This window comes from Pantoea sp. Ap-967 (genome assembly GCF_011752565.1).
Taxonomy (GTDB): Bacteria; Pseudomonadota; Gammaproteobacteria; order Pseudomonadales; family Pseudomonadaceae; genus Aquipseudomonas.
The window spans coordinates 510,784-531,727 of sequence record NZ_VWXK01000001.1 but is presented as its reverse complement, the minus strand read 5'-3'; the positions used below and the strand labels follow the sequence as shown (position 1 = coordinate 531,727).

The following is a 20,944-nucleotide window of genomic DNA, read 5'->3' as shown; positions in this document are numbered from 1 at the left end:
CTGCACAAGGCGCACAATCGTGTTTCGTCGTAAGCTTTTTCATGGTCTCGCCCTCGCTGCCGTTGGCTTCTTAGAACGCCACCGTGGCACTGTGATGCCTCGGCGGGGGCGAGTCCATTTAATTACAAGGGGCGGGCTTGGACGCGCTGGGTCACAGGAACCAGCGGTATTCCCGGGCGCTCACCTCTTGCAGGAACGCCAGGTGGTCCTGGCGCTTGTTCTCGCAATACACCATCACGAATTCCTCCCCCAGCCCCGCGTTGACCGCTGGGTGCTCGCGCATTGCGGCCACCGCGCCGAGCATGTCCTTGGGAAAGTCGATGCCACTGCTGCGGTCGTCATTCAACGGTGCGATTGGCGCCTGCCCGGCATCCAGCCCATGCTCCATGCCACACAGGATCGCCGCCAGCACCAGGTACGGGTTGGCATCGGCGCCCGCCAGGCGGTGCTCGATACGCAGGTTGCGTTCATCCGACTCGGGAATGCGAATGCACGCATCACGGTCCTCGAAACCCCAGCTGGCGCGGCTGGCGGCATTGACCATGGCGCCATAGCGCCGAAACGCATTGTGGTTGGCGGCGAAGATCGGCATGCAGTGCGGTAGCAAGGCCAGGCAGCCGGCCACGGCGTGGCGCAGCGGCTGTTGCTGGTCGGCCGCCAGCAGGTTGTTGCCGGCTGCGTCGTACAGGCTTACGTGCACGTGCATGCCACTGCCTGGGGCCTGCAGGTAGGGCTTGCTCATGAACGAAGCGCGCAGCCCGTGCTTGAGCGCAACGCCACGGGTGCTGCGGCAGAACAGGGCAGCCCAGTCGGCAGCTTGCAGGCCGTCGTCGCAGTGGCCGAAGTTGATCTCGAACTGGCCGGGGCCCAGTTCGGCGGTGATCACATTGGCATCGATGCCCTGGGTGTTGGCGGTGTCGACCATGTCGCGCAGCACGTCGCTGAAGCGCGACAGCCGTTCGATATGCATGTTGGGCTGGTCGTCCGGGTCGTCGCTGAACGGGTCGCGGGGGAACTGCGGCAGGCCTTGCTTGAGCGCCCGGTCGAACAGGTAGAACTCCAGTTCGAACGCCACCACCGGGCGAATGCCACGGCGTTCCAGGCGCTGCAGCACCCGAGCGAGCACTTCGCGGGGTTCGAACTCGATGGGCGCGGCGGTGCCGTCGGAACTGATCAGCATCTGGCCCAGCGGCTCGCGCTCCCAGGTCACCGGCTTGAGCGTGCCGGGCACCAGGCGGCGGATGGCATCGGGGTCGCCGTCGTTGAAGCAGTAGTCGCCAATTGGGAACAGCCCGCCCTGCACGCCCAGCAGCACGCAGTTCTGCGGCAATTTCAGCGGGCTGCCGGCGGCGACTTTTTCCAGCATGTCGATGGGGTAGCGTTTGCCGTAGAAGTGCCCGGGGATATCCAGGCTGAGCAGGTCGACATGGCCGACCTCGGGGTAACGGGCGCGGAAGGCGCGCACTTCACTGAGCAGATCGGGAAAGGCTGATGGAGGGGTCATGCAATGCTCCTGTGGAACAAACCGTAACTGTCTGATGCAACGATGACTGTGTAGGAGCGGGCTTGCCCCGCGAAGCAGGCGGCGCGGTGCATGGCACCGGCTTCGCCGGTGTTCGCGGGGCAAGCCCGCTCCTACAGGGGGCGCGTGCGGGCATTTATCATCGGAATACCCAGAGGACGCGGGTCGCCTGGTTGGTCAGGTTGGCGTAACGGAAACGGCGGTTGGGCGGCAGCTGGAAGCTGTCGTTGGCGGCTAGGGTCACGGCCTGTTCGTCACTGGCCAGCCACAGCGTCAGTTGCCCTTCAAGCACGAAACCGCCTTGCTCGGAGCTGTCGTTCAGGTGCCCCTGGCCACTGCTGGCGCCGGGGGCCAGGTGGCTTTCGAGCATGGCGAAGCGGCCGTTGAGGGTGGGCGACACCAGCACGTCGCTGATGCCTTCGGCGTAGTAGATCGTGCGCCGCTCGCCGGGGCGGGTCACCCAGTTCAGTGCAGGGGGCTGGCTGGCCTGGTAGAAGTAGGTGGTCGGTACCTGCAAGGCTTCGCTGATCGCCGTGAGGTCGGCCACGGTCGGTTGCGACAGGCCGCGCTCGACCTGGGAAACAAAGCCCAGCGAGCGCTTGACCTTGCCCGCCAGCTCATCGAGGGTCAGCCCGCGGTGCTTGCGCAGGTCGCGAATCAGCAGGGCCAGGCCCTGGGCATCTTCAGACATGGTCGCGCATCCTGTACCAGGCCTTGGCCGCCGCCTCCAGCGGTGCGGCCAATAGGTCGCCGCCGGGGAAGCGGCCATTGTCGATGCCCTGGTACAACGCCAGCAGGTCATCGTCGCCCAAAATCGCATCACTGACTGCGCGTGCGGCGGCCAGGGTTGGCAGCACGCCGTGGCCGGAGAACCCTTGCAGCCAGTAGCGCTGGCCCTGGCGACCGACATCGGGGGTGCGCCGCAGGCTGCAATCGATATGCCCGCCCCAGGCGTAGTCGATGGCAACGCCCGCCAGTTGCGGGAACACCCGCTCAAGGTAAGGCCGGGTGGCGCTGGCGACGTCCTTGGGTATGCCGCCCAGGTAGGTGCAGCCGCCGCCGAACAGCAGGCGGTGGTCGGGCGTGAGGCGGAAGTAGTCGGGCACGAACTGGTTGTCGATCACGCAACTGTTGTGCGGCAGGAGCGAACGGGCAAGGTCGGCGTCCAGTGGCGCGGTGGCCACCTGGTAGGAACCAACCGGCAGCAGGCGGCGCGACAGGCTGCGGTCGAGGCGGTCGATATAGGCGTTGCAGGCCAGCACCAGCACGGCGCAGCGCACCTCGCCGTGGGCGGTACGGGCGACATGGCCGTTGCTGGTTGCCTGGTAGCCCAGCACTTGGCTTTGTTCGAAAATGCGCCCGCCATGGGCCTCGATGGTTGCCGCCAGGCCCTGGGCCAGTTTCAGCGGGTTCAGGTGGGCACCCTTGGCATCGTACAGCGCGGCCTGGTAGCGCGGGCTGTCGACCCATTGCGGCAGTTCGTCCCGGCCGATCAGGCGCAGGGCGTCGTAGCCCCATTTGTGCTCGGCGTCGTGCAGGGCTTCTTCGAGCAGCTTGACCCGGCGTGGAAGCACCGCGGTCCACAGGCTGCCAAGGCGGTAGTCGATGTCGAAGCCGTGGCGCTGTGGCAGTTCGCGCAGCTCATCGGCGGCCCAGCACATGCTGTTCCACAGGCGGCGGGTGCGCTCGATGCCCAGGGCTTTTTCCAGCGGGGGCATGTCGCACGACCAGCCGAGCAGGGCCTGGCCGCCGTTGCGCCCAGAGGCGGCCCAGGCGACGCGGCTGGCTTCCAGCAGGGTGACGCGCTTGCCGGCCAGGGCCAGGCGCAGGGCCGTGTGCAGGCCGCTGAAACCGCCGCCGACGATGAGCACATCGGTGTCGTGCGAGCCTTGCAGGGTAGGGCGCAGGGGGATGCTGGCGGGGTAGGTCTGGGCGTAGTAGCTGGCGACGTGCTGGGCGGACTGCTTGAACATGCCTTGGCCTCATGAAATTTATTGTGATTATTTTCATGAAAATTTAGCAGAAGATTTTCACGGCGCCAGGCCGTTGGTCTTTTCTCTTGGGGGGAGTGGACTGTGGGCGATCCTGTAGGAGCGGGCTTGCCCCGCGAACACCGGCGAAGCCGGTGCCATACACCGCGTCGTCTGCTTCGCGGGGCAAGCCCGCTCCTACAGGCATTTGAGCAAGACAGCTGGTGAACCCTCAACTTGAGGCTTTACGCCTAGGTTTGCGCGCAGCGGTCTTGCCATCAGCTGCCTTACTCTTCCCGGCACTGCGGCGCTTCTTCTTCCACGGCGCGGTCTTGCCCACTGCAGGCCCAGTGATGGTCATGCGCAGGCCGCTGCAGCGCTCCACCAGCTTGCCCATCCACGCCGACTGGCGGGCGACGAATTCTTCCAGGCTCATCTCGCCACTTTGCACCATGTCCAGCGCCTGCTCCCAGATCGCCGTGGTGCCGGGGTCGGCGATGGCCCGGGGCACTGCGTCGATCAGGCTGAAGGCGGCCGGTGTGGCGGCCAGGGCCTTGCCGTTTTTCACCAGGTAACCGCGGTCGAGCAGGCCCTGGATGATGCTGGCGCGGGTGGCTTCGGTGCCGATGCCGGTGGTTTCCTTGAGCTTCTGCTTCAGCCGCGGGTCGTCCACCAGCTTGGCGACATTCTTCATCGCCTTGATCAAGTCGCCTTCGGTGAAGGGCTTGGGTGGCTGGGTCCACAGGTCCTTGAGCTGCAGGCCCTGCAACTGGCACTCCTGGCCTTCGCGCAGGGCCGGCAGCACCTGGGCGGGCGGGGCTTCGCGGCCTTTGGCCGGGGTCAGCGCCTCGGGCAGGGCGCGGCGCCAGCCGGGTTCGACGATCTGCTTGCCGACCGCGCGCAGGGCTTGGCCTGCGCAATCGAAATCGGCCTGGGTGCGGTCGTACTCGTGGTTGGGCAGGAACTGCGCCAGGTAGCGGGCGCGGATCAGCGTGTACACCGCCTTGTGCTTGGCCGGCAGCCGCGCCGGGTCACTGGCGGCGGCCGTGGGGATGATGCCGTGGTGGGCGCTGACCTTGGCGTCGTTCCAGGCGCGAGAGCGCCGTTGCGGTTCCAGGTGCGGTTGCAGCGCTGCGAGGCTGGGGTCGGCACGCTGCAGGGCGGCGAGAATGGCCGGGGCTTCGCCGTGCTGGCTGAGGGGCAGGTAGCCACAGTCGCTGCGCGGGTAGGTGATCAGCTTGTGGGTTTCGTACAGCGCCTGGGCGATGTCGAGGGTTTCCTGGGCGCCCAGGCCGAACTTCTTCGAGCACAGCTCCTGCAGGGTGCCAAGGTCGAAGGGCAGGGGCGCGGCTTCGCGCACGCGCTCGGTGGCAACCTTCACCACCCGTGCGCTGCCGGCGGCCTGCATGGCGGCGGCAGCCTGCTGCGCCAGCGCCTGGTTCAGGCAGCGGCCCTGGTCGTCGCAGGCGTCTTCCGGCGCCCGCCACTGGGCGTTGAACACCTGGCCTGCGGCCTGGAGTTGCACGTCGATGGCCCAGAACGGCACCGGCACGAAATCGGCGATGCTGCGGTCGCGGTCGACCACCAGGCGCAGGGTAGGGGTTTGCACCCGGCCCACCGGCAGCACGCCCTGGTAGCCGGACTGGCGGCCGAGCAGGGTGAACAGCCGGCTCATGTTCATGCCGATCAGCCAGTCGGCGCGCGAGCGCCCCAGCGCCGAGTGGTAGAGGTTGAAGGTTTCCTGGCCTGGCAGCAGGCGCGCCAAGGCCTTGCGGATGGACGCATCGTCCAGGGCCGACAGCCACAGGCGCTGGATGGGGCCGCGGTAGCGGCAGTGCTCCACCAGTTCACGGGCGATCATCTCGCCTTCACGGTCGGCGTCGGTGGCAATCACCAGTTCGCGGGCTTCGCCAAGCAGGCGCTTGACGGCCTTGAACTGGCTGGCGGTCTTGGGCTTGACCTGCATTTTCCACTTTTCCGGGATGATCGGCAGGTCGGCCAGGTTCCAGCGCTTGTAGCGTTCGTCGTAGCTGTCGGGCGGGGCGGTTTCCAGCAGGTGGCCGATGCACCAGGTCACGCAGACGTCAGTGCCTTGCCAGCAGCCGTCGGCCTTGCGGTTGGCACCGAGTACCTTGGCGATGTCTTTGGCCTGGGAGGGTTTTTCGCAGAGGAACAGGCGCATGGCCGGGAACGCTTCATCGGGAATGATGGGTACTAGGATGCGCAAGCGGGGGCGCACAGGCAAGCTTTATCTGGATGGATGTACAGGTTTTTGTCAGGGGGAGTGTCATTTCCTGTGCCGGCCCTTTCGCGGGGCAAGCCCGCTCCTACAAAGGCCCCCGCATGCCCCAGGGCCATACGGGCCCCTGTAGGAGCGGGCTTGCCCCGCGAAAGGGCCGGTGCAGGCTTCAGGCGCGCGAGTCGCGCACCATGTCCACGTGGGGAATGCCGGCTTCGAGGAATTCCTCGCTGACTACGCGAAAGCCCAGGCGCTCGTAGAACGGCGTGGCGTGCGTCTGGGCGCTGAGCATCTGCTGCTTCAGGTCGCGGTCCTGCGCTTCGGCGATCACCGCATGCATCAGTGCATCGCCAACCTTGAGGCCGCGCCAGTCCTTGAGCACCGACACCCGGCCGATGGTGCCGTCGGGCAGCAGGCGGGCGGTGCCGATCGCGTAGTCGCCCTCAAGGGCCAGGAAGTGGGCGGCCGTTGGATCGTCCGAATCCCATTCCAGCTCCGGCGGCACATGCTGCTCGGCGATGAACACGGCTTCACGGATGCGGCGGATGTCCGCGTTGTCCTTGTGCCAGTCGGCGAGGCGCACACGAATCTTATTCATTGGCGAATCCCAGGCTTCCTTGTTTGATCAACTGCTGTACCAGCATAAGGCCATCTTCATCTTGCAACCACTGCTCAAGGTTGTCGATGTGTAACGCATCCGCCGAGCACACCAGCTTCAGCAGCTCGCGCAGCTTGGCCGGCAGCGGGCAGCTGCGGCCGCTGGCGAACAGCATCAGGTCGTCGTTGAGCTCGGACCAAGCCATGCGCGCGCTCGGGTTGCGAATCAGGATGGCGCCGTCTTCCAGGGCTTCCACCAGCTCTTCTTCGCTCAGTTCTTCGCCAACCACCTGCTCCGGGTAGCGCGGCTCGGTCATGAACTGGCCAAACCAGGTCAGCAGCAGGTCCTTGTCGTTGGTGTGCTTGTCGATCAGCGCCTTGAGGCGGTCGAGGGCATCGTGCTGGATCTGGTGTGGGTCGCTGGCAGGCTGCGCGTCGGCGTCGCTGTAACGCTCCTCTTCGGGCAGGAACTGGCCGAGGAAGTCGGTGAAGTGGGTCAGCACTTCAGCCGCGCTTGGCGCACGGAAACCGACCGAGTAGGTCAGGCAGTTGTCCACGGCCACGCCGTAGTGGGCCAGGCGCGGCGGCAGGTAGAGCATGTCGCCCGGCTCCAGCGTCCACTCGGCGCTTTGCTCGAATTCGGCAAGGATGCGCAGGTCAGCGTGCTCCAGCAGTGGGCTGTCGCTGTTGCACATCTGGCCGACCTTCCAGTTGCGCTCGCCGTGGCCTTGCAGCAGGAACACGTCGTAGTTGTCGAAGTGCGGGCCGACGCTGCCGCCTGGGGTGGCGAAGCTGATCATCACGTCGTCGATGCGCCAGCTTGGCAGGAAGCGGAAGTGCTCCAGCAGCTCGGCCACTTCCGGAACGAACTGGTCGACGGCCTGCACCAGCAGGGTCCAGTCCTTCTCGGGCAACTCGGCGAAGGTGTCTTCGTTGAATGGGCCGCGGCGCAGCTCCCACGGGTGGGCGCCGTGCTCAAGGACGATGCGCGACTCGACTTCTTCTTCCAGGGCCAGGCCGGCCAGCTCGTCGGGGTCGATAGGGCTTTCGAAGTCTGGGAATGCCTGGCGCACCAGCAGCGGCTTCTTCTGCCAGTAGTCGCGCATGAATTCGCGGGCCGAGATGCCGCCGAGCAGCTGCAGTGGAGTATCAGGATTCATGTTCAACCTATTGAAAAAACGTAATTTTCGTCCGGGAATAAAAACGCCCGGCTAGGCCGGGCGTTGAACGCGACGGTCAGCTTAGATGCGTTTGGCCTGGGCTGCCGCGTTACCGATGTAGGTAGCGGGGGTCAGCAGCTTCAGTTCGGCCTTGGCGTCGGCAGGCATGTCGAGGCCGTCGATGAAGGTCAGCAGCGCTTCTGGCGTGATGCCCTTGCCACGGGTCAGCTCCTTGAGCTTCTCGTAGGGGTTCTCGATGTTGAAGCGGCGCATCACGGTCTGGATTGGCTCGGCCAGCACTTCCCAGCAGGCGTCCAGGTCGGCGGCGATGCGCGCCTGGTTGACTTCCAGCTTGCCGATGCCCTTGAGGCTGGCTTCATAGGCGATGACGCTGTGGGCGAAGCCCACGCCCAGGTTGCGCAGCACGGTGGAGTCGGTCAGGTCACGCTGCCAGCGCGAGATCGGCAGCTTGCTGGCCAGGTGCTGGAACAGGGCGTTGGCGATGCCCAGGTTGCCTTCGGAGTTCTCGAAGTCGATCGGGTTGACCTTGTGCGGCATGGTCGAGGAGCCGATTTCACCGGCCACGGTCTTCTGCTTGAAGTAGCCCAGCGAGATGTAGCCCCAGACGTCGCGGTCGAAGTCGATGAGGATGGTGTTGAAGCGGGCAATGGCGTCGAACAGCTCGGCGATGTAGTCGTGCGGCTCGATCTGGGTGGTGTACGGGTTGAACTGCAGGCCCAGCTCGTCTTCGATGAAGGCGCGGGCGTTCGCTTCCCAGTCGATTTGCGAGTAGGCCGACAGGTGGGCGTTGTAGTTGCCCACGGCGCCGTTGATCTTGCCCAGCAGCGGCACGGCGGCCACTTGGGCGATCTGGCGCTCCAGGCGGTACACGACGTTGGCCAGTTCCTTGCCCAGGGTGGTCGGCGAAGCTGGCTGGCCATGGGTGCGCGACAGCATTGGCACGTTGGCGTGGGCGTGGGCCAGGGCGCGGATGGCGTCGGCGATCTGGCGCATCAGCGGCAGCAGCACGTCGTCACGGCCAGCGCGCAGCATCAGGGCGTGGGACAGGTTGTTGATGTCTTCGCTGGTGCAGGCGAAGTGGATGAACTCGCTGACCTTGGCCAGCTCAGGCAGTTGGGCGGCCTGCTCCTTGAGGAGGTATTCGATCGCCTTGACGTCGTGGTTGGTGGTGCGCTCGATTTCCTTCACGCGCTCGGCGTGCTCAAGCTTGAAGTCGGTGGCCAGGCTGTCCAGCAGGGCATTGGCTTCGGCGGAGAACGCCGGCACTTCGCCGATCTGCGGGTGGGCGGCCAGGCGCTGCAGCCAGCGCACTTCGACCAGGGCGCGGAAACGGATCAGGCCGAATTCGCTGAAAATGGGGCGCAAGGCCTGGGTTTTGCCGGCATAACGGCCGTCTACAGGGGAAACCGCAGTGAGCGAAGAGAGCTGCATGGGGTGTTCTCGGACAGTCAGGCTTTTGGAAGGGCGCATATCATACATGAAATTTGCGCCCGGGTCGGGTGGCTGACCAAAGGTCGGGCCTATAAACCATGTCGCGGTGCGACCGTAGGAGCGACTGCCAAGTCGCGATGGGGTGCGAAGCAGCCCCTGCAATCTGTGCCGCGGGCGAAATTGCAGGGCCGCTGCGCGCCCCTTTTCGCGACTTGGCAGTCGCTCCTACAGAGGGTTTCTGTCGCCTCTCAGGAAGGCGTACGCATCATGTCGTACAGTTCGTTGAGCAGCTTGCGCCGGCTGAACACCAGCTGCCAGCGGTGCCCGCCCAGCTGGCGCCACAGGCGCGCGGCGCGGATGCCAGCCAGCAGCAGGGCGCGAATCTTCGAGGCGTTGCTGGCCTGTTGCAGGAAACGCATGTCGCCGTGCACCTGGATACGCTGGCGCAGGGTGCTCAGGGTGTCTTGGTACAAGGCTCCGCTGGAAGCGATGACGTTTTCGTGAACCAGGCCGAAATGCTCGGCCTGGGACTGAATTTGCGGCAGGCGGTTGCCAATGGTGTCGAGCAGGTCGCCACGCTTGTTCAGCTGGCGCTCCAGGCCCAGCATCGACAAGGCGTAGCGCAGCGGCTCGCGCTGCAGGCTGCTGGGGTCGCGTTCCAGGGCGCCGACCAGTGCGCGGTAGCCGTCACGCAGGTTGAGGTCGTCGCCGCCGAACACTTCCAGGGTGTTGTTCGGGTCGCGCACCAGCAGGCTGCCGAGCATGCAACCGATGTTGGCCTCGCTGGCCTGGCCGGTGCGGGCGATGCGGTCGACCAGCACGGCGGCCTGGAAAACACCGCCCAGGGCAATCAATTGCTCCTGCAGGTTGCTCATGCGCGCGGGCTCCACGGCTCGGCGGTTTCGATCACGCCGCCGCCCAGGCACACCTCGCCGTCATAGAACACCACCGACTGGCCCGGGGTCACGGCGCGCTGCGGTTCGTCGAACACGGCGCGGTAACCGGTAGCGCTCTGTTCCAGGGTGCAGTGCTGGTCGCCCTGGCGGTAGCGCACCTTGGCCGTCAGGCGGCGCGGGGTGCTGAGGTCGACCGGGTTGACCCAGAAGATTTCCGAGGCGAGCAGGGCGCGGGAGAACAGCCATGGGTGTTCGTTGCCCTGGCCAACCACCAGCACGTTGCGGGTGAGGTCTTTGTGCAGCACGTACCACGGCTCGTCGCTGGCGTCTTTCAGGCCGCCGATGCCCAGGCCCTGGCGCTGGCCGATGGTGTGGTACATCAGGCCGTGGTGGCGGCCGATCACTTCACCGTCGGTGGTTTCGATGTTGCCCGGCTGGGCGGGCAGGTACTGCTTGAGGAAGTCGCTGAAGCGGCGCTCGCCAATGAAGCAGATGCCGGTGGAATCTTTCTTCTTGGCGGTGGCCAGGCCGTGTTTTTCGGCGATGGCGCGCACTTCGGGCTTTTCCAGCTCACCGACCGGGAACAGGGTGCGGGCAATTTCCTTGCCGCCCACGGCGTGCAGGAAGTAGCTCTGGTCCTTGTTCGGGTCCAGGCCCTTGAGCAGTTCGGTCAGCGCGCCGGTGTCGCGGCGGCGCACATAGTGGCCGGTGGCGATCAGGTCGGCGCCCAGCGACAGGGCGTAGTCGAGGAACGCCTTGAACTTGATTTCGCGGTTGCACAGGATGTCTGGGTTGGGCGTGCGGCCGGCCTTGTACTCTTCAAGGAAGTGCTCGAACACGTTGTCCCAGTACTCGGCGGCGAAGTTGGCGGTATGCAGCTTGATGCCGATGCGGTCGCACACGGCCTGGGCGTCGGCCAGGTCTTCACGGGCGGTGCAGTATTCGGTGCCGTCGTCTTCTTCCCAGTTCTTCATGAACAGCCCTTCCACCTGGTAGCCCTGTTCCATGAGCAGAAGGGCGGAGACGGAAGAGTCCACGCCGCCGGACATGCCGACGATGACGCGGGTCTTGGCGGGGTCTTTGAGTGCTGGGCTGGTCATGTTTACCGGTGTGTATCAAGGGGGAAAAACGCCGATTCTATCAAAACCGGCGCGGCGCGTCAGTCGCGCAGCAGCTCAAGGCTGTGCAAGGGGCCCTGGAGGTAGTCGTCGAGGCAGCGCGGCACCAGCTCGCTGCGCCAGCGGGTGGGGTCGGCCAGCAGCTCGTCACGGGTCAGCCACACGGCGCGCACGATGTCGCTGTCGAGCGCCAGGTCCTGGTGGAGGCGCAGCGGGCGGGCGGCGAAGCAGATGCGCTGGTAGGTCACGCCGTTGCTCGGGGCGGTGTACAGGTAGATGCCGACCACGCCGGTGAGCTCGACTTCCCAGGCGGTTTCCTCAAGGGTTTCGCGCAGGGCGGCCTGGCGTAGGGTTTCGTTGGGTTCCAGGTGGCCGGCAGGTTGGTTGAAGACGTGCTGGTTGGCCTTGAATTCTTCGACGAAGAGGAATTTGCCGTCGTGTTCGACGACGGTGGCGACGGTGATGTGGGGTTGCCAGGTCATTGGGGTGTCCTTTTAGGTTGCTGGGGCCGCTGTGCGGCCCATCGCGACTTGCAGTCGCTCCTACCGGGGGCGATCGTTCGTAGGAGCGACTGCAAGTCGCGATAGGCCCGCACGGAAAACCCAGAAAGCACAAACCCCGGTGCGTGGCCGGGGTTTGTGTTGTTACGTCAAGCGAACCTTACAGGGCGGCAATGGCGCTGTTGAGGGTCTGGCTTGGGCGCATCACCTTGGCGGTCAGCTCGGCATCCGGGGCGTAGTAGCCACCGATGTCGGCCGGCTTGCCCTGAACGGCGTTGAGCTCGGCGACGATGGTCTCCTCGTTCTCGGTCAGGGTCTTGGCCAGCGGGGCGAAGCGGGCCTGCAGGGCGGCGTCGTCGCTCTGGGCAGCCAGGGCCTGGGCCCAGTACAGGGTCAGGTAGAAGTGGCTGCCACGGTTGTCGATACCGCCAACCTTGCGCGAAGGCGACTTGTTGGTGTCGAGGAACTTGCCGGTGGCCTGGTCCAGGGTGTTGGCCAGCACCTTGGCGCGTGGGTTGTCGTAGGTGTTGCCCAGGTGCTCCAGGGAAGCGGCCAGGGCCAGGAACTCACCCAGCGAGTCCCAACGCAGGAAGTTCTCTTCCACCAGCTGCTGCACGTGCTTGGGTGCCGAACCGCCGGCGCCGGTTTCGAACAGGCCACCGCCGTTCATCAGCGGCACGATCGACAGCATCTTGGCGCTGGTGCCCAGTTCCATGATCGGGAACAGGTCGGTCAGGTAGTCGCGCAGCACGTTGCCGGTCACCGAAATGGTGTCCTTGCCTTCGCGGATGCGGGCCAGGGAGAACTTGATGGCGTCGACCGGGGCCAGAACGCGGATGTCCAGGCCGGTGGTGTCGTGATCCTTCAGGTACTTCTGGACCTTCTCGATCATCACGCCGTCGTGGGCGCGGGCTGGGTCCAGCCAGAACACCGCTGGGGTGTTGCTCAGGCGGGCACGGTTGACGGCCAGCTTGACCCAGTCCTGGATCGGCGCGTCCTTGGTTTGGCACATGCGGAAGATGTCACCGGCTTCGACGTTCTGCTCCAGAACGACCTGGCCCTTGCCATCGACCACGCGCACGACGCCGTCGGCCTTGATCTGGAAGGTTTTGTCGTGGGAGCCGTACTCTTCGGCCTTCTGCGCCATCAGGCCAACGTTCGGTACGCTGCCCATGGTGGTTGGGTCGAAGGCGCCGTTGACCTTGCAGTCTTCGATGGTGGCCTGGTAGATGCCGGCGTAGCAGCGGTCCGGGATGATCGCCTTGGCGTCTTGCAGTTCACCGGCGGTGTTCCACATCTTGCCCGAGTCACGGATCATCGCTGGCATCGAGGCGTCGACGATGACGTCGCTTGGCACGTGCAGGTTGGTGATGCCCTTGTCGGAGTTGACCATGGCCAGGGCTGGACGCTCGGCGTACAGGGCCTGGATGTCGGCTTCGATCTCGGCCTGCTTGTCGGCTGGCAGGTCCTTGATGCGGGCGTACAGGTCGCCGATGCCGTTGTTGGCGTTGAAGCCGACTTCAGCCAGGGCTGCGGCGTGCTTGGCCAGCACGTCGTTGTAGAACTCTTCGACGATGACGCCGAACATGATCGGGTCGGAAACCTTCATCATGGTGGCTTTCAGGTGCACCGACAGCAGCACGCCGGAGGCCTTGGCATCGGCGATCTGCTCGGCGATGAAGGCTTTCAGGGCCTTGCGGCTCATGGTGGCGCAGTCGATTACTTCGGCGGCTTTGACGGCGGTTTTTTCCTTCAGCACGGTGGTGCTGCCGTCTTTGCCGACCAGCTCGATGCGCAGGCTGTCGTCAGCCTCGATCAGTGCGGCTTTTTCGCTGCCGTAGAAGTCTCCCTGGGTCATGTGGGCAACGTGCGACTGGGAGTCGGCGGCCCAAGCGCCCATTTTGTGCGGGTGCTTGCGAGCGTAGTTCTTGACCGACAGCGGTGCGCGGCGGTCGGAGTTGCCTTCGCGCAGCACGGGGTTCACGGCCGAACCCTTGATGCGGTCGTAGCGTGCGCGGGATTCTTTTTCCTCGGCACTGGCCGGCGCGTCGGCGTAGTCAGGGATGTTGAAGCCCTTGCCTTGCAGTTCCTTGATCGCGGCCTTGAGCTGCGGTACCGAGGCGCTGATGTTCGGCAGCTTGATGATGTTGGCTTCAGGGGTGGTAGCCAGCTGGCCCAGTTCCGCCAGGTGATCGCCTACTTGCTTCTCTGCGCCCAGTTGCTCCGGGAAGGCGGCAAGGATACGGCCAGCCAGGGAGATGTCGCGAGTTTCGACGGCGATGTCAGCCGAAGCGGTAAAGGCTTCGATGATCGGCAGCAGCGAGTAGGTGGCGAGGGCAGGGGCTTCGTCGGTGAAGGTATAGATGATCTTGGAACGGGTGGGCATGCGGGTTAACTCTCTGTGTGCTGAGCGTGCTCGAGTCTCGTGTTGCGCAGGGTAGGCGCATCGCCCTGGCAACGCCATGAGCGGAAAGTCGAGAGGCTGCGAGCTGTGATGGTGGATGCATCAGTCGAGCGTCAATGCTGAGCTGCGGTAACAGTCCAGGCTTTTTCTGGCCAGGCTTTCAGGCCCTTCACGGCCAAGGGCGGTCCGCATTTTCCTGGGATTCGCCCCGATGACCCTTCGGTCGCGGCGCAGTATACCAAACCAATCGGACTAATCAGCAAGGCCAAGTGACATCCTCGCCATTTATAAGACCAAAGACGTAGGGGCAATGTGGTGTAGTGACGCACCCATTGTGTTGCATTCTTCGCGGGCAAGCCCGCTCCCACAGCTTGCAGGTCGGCGGATGTGGTTTAGGCTCATTGCATCGCACGATGTCCAATCACACCCGACAGCGGAGTAGTGCAAGCATGGGATACCAGAAAATCAAGGTTCCGGCCGACGGCACCAAGATCACCGTCAATGCAGACCATTCGCTCAACGTTCCTGACAACCCGATCATTCCTTATATCGAAGGCGACGGGATTGGCGTCGATGTCTCGCCGGTGATGATCAAGGTGGTCGATGCTGCCGTGCACAAAGCCTACGGCGGCAAGCGCAAGATCGCCTGGATGGAGGTGTATGCCGGCGAAAAGGCCACCCAGGTGTACGATCAGGACACCTGGCTGCCCCAGGAAACCCTGGATGCAGTGAAAGACTACGTGGTGTCGATCAAGGGGCCGCTGACCACCCCTGTTGGCGGGGGTATCCGTTCGCTCAACGTGGCCTTGCGCCAGCAACTCGACCTGTACGTGTGCCTGCGCCCGGTGCTGTGGTTCCAGGGCGTGCCGAGCCCGGTGAAAAAGCCTGGCGACGTGGACATGGTGATCTTCCGCGAGAACTCCGAGGACATCTACGCCGGCATCGAGTGGAAGGCCGGCTCGCCCGAGGCGAACAAGGTGATCAAGTTCCTCAAGGAAGAAATGGGCGTTACCAAGATCCGCTTCGACCAGGACTGCGGCATCGGCGTCAAGCCGGTTTCCCGCGAAGGCACCAAGCGCCTGGTGCGCAAGGCCCTGCAGTACGTGGTGGACAACGACCGCGAGTCGCTGACCCTGGTGCACAAGGGCAACATCATGAAGTTCACCGAAGGGGCGTTCAAGGACTGGGGCTATGAAGTGGCCCGCGACGAGTTCGGCGCCGAGCTGCTCGATGGCGGCCCGTGGATGAAGTTCAAGAACCCCAAGACCGGCCGCGAGGTCATCGTCAAGGATGCCATCGCCGACGCCATGCTCCAGCAGATTCTGCTGCGCCCGGCCGAGTACGACGTGATCGCCACCCTCAACCTCAACGGTGACTACCTGTCCGACGCCCTGGCGGCGGAGGTGGGGGGTATCGGCATCGCGCCGGGGGCGAACCTGTCCGACACCGTGGCCATGTTCGAGGCCACCCACGGCACCGCGCCCAAGTACGCCGGGCAGGACAAGGTCAACCCGGGCTCGGTGATTCTTTCGGCGGAAATGATGCTGCGCCACATGGGCTGGACCGAGGCGGCCGACCTGATCATCAAGGGCACCAATGGCGCGATTGCCGCCAAGACCGTGACCTACGACTTCGAGCGCCTGATGGACGGGGCCACCCTGGTGGGCAGTTCAGGGTTTGGCGATGCGATGATCAAGCATATGTAAGGATAGGCAGGGCAATTTAAAACCGGCCGCTTCCATAAAGAAGCGGCCGGTTTTTTCGTATACCGGCAGAGTAGAACAGGTCAGGCGTTGCTGGTGACGGCCTCCGGCGTGGAATCTGCCTTCACGGCTGAGCTGCCGGAAATGTTCACCGCGTGCTTGCCCTTGGGGCCTTGCACGATGTCGAACGTCACGGTCTGGCCGGCCTTGAGGGTCTTGTAGCCTTCCATCTGGATGGCGGAATAATGGGCGAAGAGGTCTTCGCTGTCGCCGTCGGCGTTGACGAATCCGTAGCCTTTGGCGTTGTTGAACCACTTGACTTTACCGCTTGCCATCCCTATGTCCCTCTGCAAAGGACTCCATCACTGGAGTATCATCCACTTCATCCGCATACGAACCTGCGAAAAAACCGGTTGACTGCGCGGATCTTTATCGACCACGGTGGGTTCTTATTGGTTGTAACACCGTTTTGCCGATAGTCAAGGTCACGCGGCGCCTGCGCTGGCGACGGCCTCGGCGGCCAACCCACAACCTTAACCTGTCGCTCATGATGAAATTCTTTCCATGCATGCACCCAGTGAGATTCGACTAACATTCAATCAGGATCGCCCGCAATCGAACGAGGACGACGGCTCAGGTCTTGCCGTTCAGGAAGCCAAGCCGATCCTGCAGGCGCCACCGATGTACAAGGTGGTTTTGTTCAACGATGACTACACACCGATGGATTTCGTCGTCGAAGTGCTCGAAACGTTCTTCAGTTTGAACCGCGAGCTGGCGACCAAGATCATGCTGACCGTCCATACCGAGGGGCGGGCAGTGTGCGGATTGTTTACCCGTGACATCGCCGAGACAAAGGCCATGCAGGTCAACCAATACGCCAGGGAAAGCCAGCATCCGCTACTCTGTGAAATCGAGAAGGACGGTTAATCGCCGACCACTTGGGTATGAGGTGAAGCTATGTTAAACCGCGAGCTCGAAGTCACCCTCAATCTTGCCTTCAAGGAGGCCCGTTCGAAACGTCATGAGTTCATGACCGTCGAACATCTGCTGCTGGCACTCCTTGACAATGAGGCTGCTGCGACCGTTCTGCGCGCCTGTGGCGCCAATCTCGAAAAGCTCAAGCACGACCTGCAAGAGTTCATCGATTCCACCACTCCCCTGATTCCGGTCAATGATGAGGACCGCGAAACCCAGCCGACCCTGGGCTTCCAGCGTGTGCTGCAGCGTGCCGTGTTCCACGTGCAGAGTTCCGGCAAGCGTGAAGTCACCGGCGCCAATGTGCTGGTGGCGATCTTCAGCGAACAGGAAAGCCAGGCCGTGTTCCTGCTCAAGCAGCAGAGCGTGGCCCGCATCGATGTGGTCAACTACATCGCCCACGGCATCTCCAAGGTGCCTGGCCATGGTTCGCACAGTGAAAGCGACCAGGAAATGCAAGACGAAGAGGGCGGCGAAACGTCCTCTTCGAGCAACCCGCTGGACGCCTATGCCAGCAACCTGAACGAGCTGGCCCGTGCCGGCCGTATCGACCCACTGGTGGGTCGCGAGCAGGAAGTGGAGCGCGTTGCGCAGATTCTGGCGCGCCGGCGCAAGAACAACCCGCTGCTGGTGGGCGAAGCCGGTGTTGGCAAGACTGCCATCGCCGAAGGCCTGGCCAAGCGCATCGTCGACGGCCAGGTGCCCGACCTGCTGGCGCAAAGCGTGGTCTACTCCCTGGACCTTGGCGCGCTGCTGGCCGGTACCAAGTACCGTGGCGATTTCGAGAAGCGCTTCAAGGCGCTGCTTGGCGAGCTGCGCAAGCGCCCGCAGGCGATCCTGTTCATCGACGAGATCCACACCATCATCGGTGCCGGTGCGGCGTCGGGCGGGGTGATGGATGCCTCCAACCTGCTCAAGCCGCTGTTGTCGTCGGGTGAGATCCGTTGCATTGGCTCCACCACCTTCCAGGAGTTCCGCGGCATCTTCGAGAAAGACCGTGCCCTGGCGCGGCGCTTCCAGAAGGTTGATGTCAGCGAGCCGTCGGTGGAAGACACCGTTGGCATCCTGCGTGGGCTGAAAGGGCGTTTCGAAAGCCACCACAACATCGAGTACAGCGACGAAGCCCTGCGCGCCGCCGCCGAACTTGCCTCGCGCTACATCAACGACCGCCACATGCCCGACAAGGCCATCGACGTGATCGACGAGGCGGGCGCCTACCAGCGCCTGCAGCCGGAATCCAACCGGGTCAAGCGCATCGAGGTTCCGCAGGTCGAGGACATCGTTGCCAAGATTGCGCGGATTCCGCCGAAGCATGTCACCAGTTCCGACAAGGAGCTGCTGCGTAACCTGGAGCGTGACCTGAAGCTGACCGTGTTCGGCCAGGACCAGGCCATCGACTCGCTGGCGACCGCCATCAAGTTGTCCCGGGCTGGGCTCAAGTCGCCAGACAAGCCAGTCGGTTCGTTCCTGTTCGCCGGCCCCACCGGCGTGGGTAAAACCGAAGCGGCGCGGCAGCTGGCCAAGGCCCTGGGCGTTGAGCTGGTGCGCTTCGACATGTCCGAGTACATGGAGCGCCACACCGTGTCGCGGCTGATCGGTGCACCGCCCGGCTACGTTGGCTTCGACCAGGGCGGGCTGTTGACCGAGGCGATCACCAAGCAACCGCACTGCGTGCTGCTGCTCGATGAAATCGAGAAGGCCCACCCGGAAGTCTTCAACCTGCTGCTGCAGGTGATGGACCACGGCACCCTGACCGACAACAACGGGCGCAAGGCAGACTTCCGTAACGTGATCCTGATCATGACCACCAACGCCGGCGCCGAAACCGCCGCGCGGGCCTCGATCGGCTTCACCCATCAGGACCATGCGTCCGATGCCATGGAAGTGATCCGCAAGAGCTTCACGCCGGAGTTCCGCAACCGCCTGGATACCATCATCCAGTTCGGCCGCCTGAGCACCGAGACGATCAAGAGCATCGTCGACAAGTTCCTCATCGAACTGCAGGCGCAGCTGGAAGACAAGCGCGTGCTGCTGGAAGTCAGCGATGCCGCCCGCGGCTGGCTGGCGGTTTCCGGCTACGACGTGCAGATGGGCGCACGGCCGATGGCGCGGCTTATCCAGGACAAGATCAAGCGGCCGCTGGCCGAGGAGATCCTGTTTGGCGAGCTGGCCGAGCATGGTGGCGTGGTGCACGTCGACCTGCGCGATGGCGAACTGGTGTTCGACTTCGAGACCACGGCTGAGGTGGCGTGACAGCTGGCCGCTTTGCGGCCCTTCGCGAGCGTTGCTCGCTCCTATATGGGAATTCGGTCCCTGTAGGAGCGAGCGCAGCTCGCGATCAGCCGTGACGCGGTTTCAACAGGCACAAAAAAGCCCGGCACATGGCCGGGCTTTTTCATGGCTTGAGCTTAGCGCGCACGGTAAGTGATGCGGCCCTTGCTCAGGTCGTACGGCGTCAGTTCGACGCGGACCTTGTCGCCAGTGAGAATACGGATGTAGTTCTTGCGCATCTTTCCGGAGATGTGCGCGGTTACGACGTGCCCGTTTTCCAACTCCACGCGGAACATGGTGTTGGGCAGGGTGTCGACGACAGTACCTTCCATTTCGAAGCTGTCTTCTTTCGACATGCAGTAGAGCCCTCGGATCCAGTGTTGGCCCGACGCATATCCGCACCGGGCAAAAAAGTGGCGTGGATTATGCCCGAAAACTGTGTGTCAAGCCAATGCTTTCAGTTGAGGGTGACCCAGCGCTGGTTTATCAGCAATTCTATTGGCCGGTACTGCGTCTTGTAGTTCATTTTCTTGCAGTTCTTGATCCAGTACCCCAGGTAAACCGCCTCCAGGTCCTGGCGCAGCGCCTCGGTGATCTGCCAGAGAATGGCGAAACGGCCCAGGCTGCGGCGTTCTTCGTCGGGCTCGTAGAAGGTGTAGACCGCCGACAGGCCGTTGGGCAGCAGGTCGCACACCGCCACCGCCAGCAGGCGGCCTTCCAGGCGGAACTCGTAGAACCAGCAAAAGGGCAGGTCTCGCACCAGGAAGGTGGCAAACTGGTCGCGGCTGGGCGGGTACATGTCGCCGTCGGCGTGGCGGGTTTCGATGTAGCGCCGGTACAGGTCGAAATACTCTTCCCTGAACGCCGGGCGGGCGGCGGTTACGCTGAGGTCGGCGTTACGCTTCAAGATGCGCCGCTGCTGGCGGTTGGGAATGAAGCGCGCGGCCGGGATGCGCGCCGGCACGCAGGCGTTGCAGTTCTGGCAGTGCGGGCGGTACAGGTGGTCGCCGCTGCGGCGAAAGCCCATTTCCGACAAGTCGGCGTACACGTGCACGTCCATCGGCTGGCTGGGGTCGAGAAACAGCGTGGTCGCCTGTTCGTCCGGCAGGTAGCTGCAGGAGTGGGGTTGAGTGGCATAGAACTTCAACCGCGCCAACTCTGTCATGATCAACCCCTCGGTGAGACTTTGCTTTAAGTGTAAGCCAGCTGGCAAAACTCGCCTAGCAAACCCAGGTGGCGCTATTGGGCTGGTCGAGGTGCTTGGCCAGGTACTCGGCAAATGCGGCTCGGCTGATGGCACGGGCCCCCAGGCTGTGCAGGTGGTTGGTCGGCATCTGGCAGTCGATCAGCACGAAGCCTGCGTTGCGCAAGTGCTGGACCAAGGTGGCGAAGCCGACCTTGGAGGCATTGTCGGCGCGGCTGAACATCGACTCGCCGAAGAACAGCTGGCCCATGGCCAGGCCGTACAGGCCGCCCACCAGCTCACCGTCCTGGCGCACTTCCACCGAGTGGGCGATGCCGCGCCGGTGCAGCTCGCAGTAGGCGTTGCGCATGGTGTCGGTGATCCAGGTGCCGCCCTCCGGGTCGCGTGGCGCGGCGCAGGCGGCGATCACGGCCGGGAAGTCGGTGTCGAAACTGACCTGGTAGCGCCCCTGGCGCATCAGCTTGGCCAACGAGCGCGACACGTGCAGCTCGTCCGGCAGCAGCACCGTGCGCGGGTCTGGCGACCACCAGAGAATCGGCTGGCCGTCCGAGTACCAGGGGAAGCAGCCGTGGCGATAGGCTTGCACCAGGCGCTCGGGGCTCAGGTCGCCGCCGGCGGCGAGCAGGCCGTTGGGGTCGTGCAGGGCCTTTTCCAGGGGCGGGAAGGTCAGTGAGTCGCGGGTTAGCCAAGTGAGCATGGTCTATCGTGCGGTGGGGGAGGGGAGAGGGCAGCATGGCTTGCGTGCACGGCAGGGTCAATGGTTGTGGATCCTTCGCGGGCAAGCCCGCGCCCACAGAGGTCGGTACGGACAACCAAATAGGCGATTTCCTACACATTCATGAAACCTTAGGCACCATCCGCTACATTTGCTGTCACACCTGTGCAAAAACACAGCATAAGCCTTTGTCACAAAAGAAAATGCATGCTCAAATT

Annotated in this window: 18 protein-coding genes; 3 read left to right on the top strand and 15 right to left on the bottom strand. The window is 63.9% G+C overall.

Annotated elements, in window-relative coordinates; all coding sequences use genetic code 11:
• Nucleotides 1-151: 151 nt before the first annotated feature.
• From F3J45_RS02550 to F3J45_RS02500, 11 genes are all read right to left on the bottom strand, one after another.
• Entirely contained in the window at nt 152-1,504 is a 1,353-nt protein-coding gene (locus F3J45_RS02550; protein WP_167056784.1) for a glutamine synthetase family protein, read from the bottom strand.
• A gap of 157 nt (nt 1,505-1,661) precedes the next feature.
• Nucleotides 1,662-2,213, bottom strand: a complete 552-nt coding sequence (locus F3J45_RS02545) for a helix-turn-helix domain-containing protein (RefSeq protein WP_167056780.1) — start codon at nt 2,211-2,213, stop codon at nt 1,662-1,664.
• Nucleotides 2,206-3,495, bottom strand: coding sequence for an FAD-binding oxidoreductase (locus F3J45_RS02540; protein ID WP_167056777.1), 1,290 nt, complete (start codon nt 3,493-3,495; stop codon nt 2,206-2,208). The genes F3J45_RS02545 and F3J45_RS02540 overlap by 8 nt, the downstream gene beginning before the upstream one ends.
• A gap of 229 nt (nt 3,496-3,724) precedes the next feature.
• Entirely contained in the window at nt 3,725-5,674 is a 1,950-nt protein-coding gene (locus F3J45_RS02535; protein WP_167056860.1) for a DNA topoisomerase III, read from the bottom strand.
• Between the two features lie 226 nt (nt 5,675-5,900).
• Complete coding sequence (locus tag F3J45_RS02530) at nt 5,901-6,329, bottom strand: GNAT family N-acetyltransferase (RefSeq protein ID WP_167056774.1); 429 nt, start codon at nt 6,327-6,329, stop codon at nt 5,901-5,903.
• Nucleotides 6,322-7,488 (bottom strand): cupin domain-containing protein, encoded by a 1,167-nt coding sequence (locus tag F3J45_RS02525; protein ID WP_167056771.1) that lies wholly within the window; start codon nt 7,486-7,488, stop codon nt 6,322-6,324. Before F3J45_RS02525 ends, F3J45_RS02530 begins: the two co-directional genes overlap by 8 nt.
• A gap of 81 nt (nt 7,489-7,569) precedes the next feature.
• Nucleotides 7,570-8,940 (bottom strand): adenylosuccinate lyase, encoded by a 1,371-nt coding sequence (gene purB, locus F3J45_RS02520; protein WP_167056768.1) that lies wholly within the window; start codon nt 8,938-8,940, stop codon nt 7,570-7,572.
• Nucleotides 8,941-9,188: 248 nt separating this feature from the next.
• Nucleotides 9,189-9,815 carry a high frequency lysogenization protein HflD gene (gene hflD, locus F3J45_RS02515; protein WP_167056765.1) on the bottom strand — a complete coding sequence of 209 codons (627 nt, stop codon included), beginning with the start codon at nt 9,813-9,815 and terminating at the stop codon, nt 9,189-9,191.
• Complete coding sequence (mnmA, locus tag F3J45_RS02510) at nt 9,812-10,936, bottom strand: tRNA 2-thiouridine(34) synthase MnmA (RefSeq protein WP_167056762.1); 1,125 nt, start codon at nt 10,934-10,936, stop codon at nt 9,812-9,814. The genes hflD and mnmA overlap by 4 nt, the downstream gene beginning before the upstream one ends.
• A gap of 59 nt (nt 10,937-10,995) precedes the next feature.
• Nucleotides 10,996-11,436 (bottom strand): NUDIX hydrolase, encoded by a 441-nt coding sequence (locus tag F3J45_RS02505; RefSeq protein WP_167056759.1) that lies wholly within the window; start codon nt 11,434-11,436, stop codon nt 10,996-10,998.
• A gap of 178 nt (nt 11,437-11,614) precedes the next feature.
• Nucleotides 11,615-13,840: an NADP-dependent isocitrate dehydrogenase gene (locus F3J45_RS02500; protein WP_167056756.1), complete on the bottom strand. Its 2,226-nt coding sequence runs from the start codon at nt 13,838-13,840 to the stop codon at nt 11,615-11,617.
• A 467-nt stretch (nt 13,841-14,307) separates the two neighbouring features.
• Between F3J45_RS02500 and icd the strand changes: the two genes are divergently transcribed.
• Complete coding sequence (gene icd / locus F3J45_RS02495; protein WP_167056752.1) at nt 14,308-15,564, top strand: NADP-dependent isocitrate dehydrogenase; 1,257 nt, start codon at nt 14,308-14,310, stop codon at nt 15,562-15,564.
• Nucleotides 15,565-15,644: 80 nt separating this feature from the next.
• On the opposite strand, the gene cspD is transcribed toward icd, so the two are convergent.
• Nucleotides 15,645-15,896 carry a cold shock domain-containing protein CspD gene (cspD, locus tag F3J45_RS02490; protein WP_167056749.1) on the bottom strand — a complete coding sequence of 84 codons (252 nt, stop codon included), beginning with the start codon at nt 15,894-15,896 and terminating at the stop codon, nt 15,645-15,647.
• 229 nt (nt 15,897-16,125) lie between these two features.
• Between cspD and clpS the strand changes: the two genes are divergently transcribed.
• Together clpS and clpA are read left to right on the top strand one after the other, a co-directional pair.
• Complete coding sequence (clpS, locus tag F3J45_RS02485; RefSeq protein WP_003251220.1) at nt 16,126-16,488, top strand: ATP-dependent Clp protease adapter ClpS; 363 nt, start codon at nt 16,126-16,128, stop codon at nt 16,486-16,488.
• Nucleotides 16,489-16,518: 30 nt separating this feature from the next.
• Entirely contained in the window at nt 16,519-18,789 is a 2,271-nt protein-coding gene (gene clpA / locus F3J45_RS02480) for an ATP-dependent Clp protease ATP-binding subunit ClpA (protein WP_167056746.1), read from the top strand.
• 155 nt (nt 18,790-18,944) lie between these two features.
• On the opposite strand, the gene infA is transcribed toward clpA, so the two are convergent.
• The 3 genes from infA to aat form a co-directional block, all read right to left on the bottom strand.
• The gene (gene infA / locus F3J45_RS02475) at nt 18,945-19,163 is read right to left on the bottom strand and encodes a translation initiation factor IF-1 (protein ID WP_002553999.1); all 219 of its coding nucleotides are present in this window, start codon (nt 19,161-19,163) and stop codon (nt 18,945-18,947) included.
• Between the two features lie 101 nt (nt 19,164-19,264).
• Entirely contained in the window at nt 19,265-19,972 is a 708-nt protein-coding gene (locus F3J45_RS02470) for an arginyltransferase (RefSeq protein WP_167056743.1), read from the bottom strand.
• 55 nt (nt 19,973-20,027) lie between these two features.
• On the bottom strand, nt 20,028-20,708 hold the full coding sequence (aat, locus tag F3J45_RS02465; RefSeq protein ID WP_167056740.1) for a leucyl/phenylalanyl-tRNA--protein transferase: 681 nt from the start codon (nt 20,706-20,708) through the stop codon (nt 20,028-20,030).
• Between the last annotated feature and the right edge of the window lie 236 nt (nt 20,709-20,944).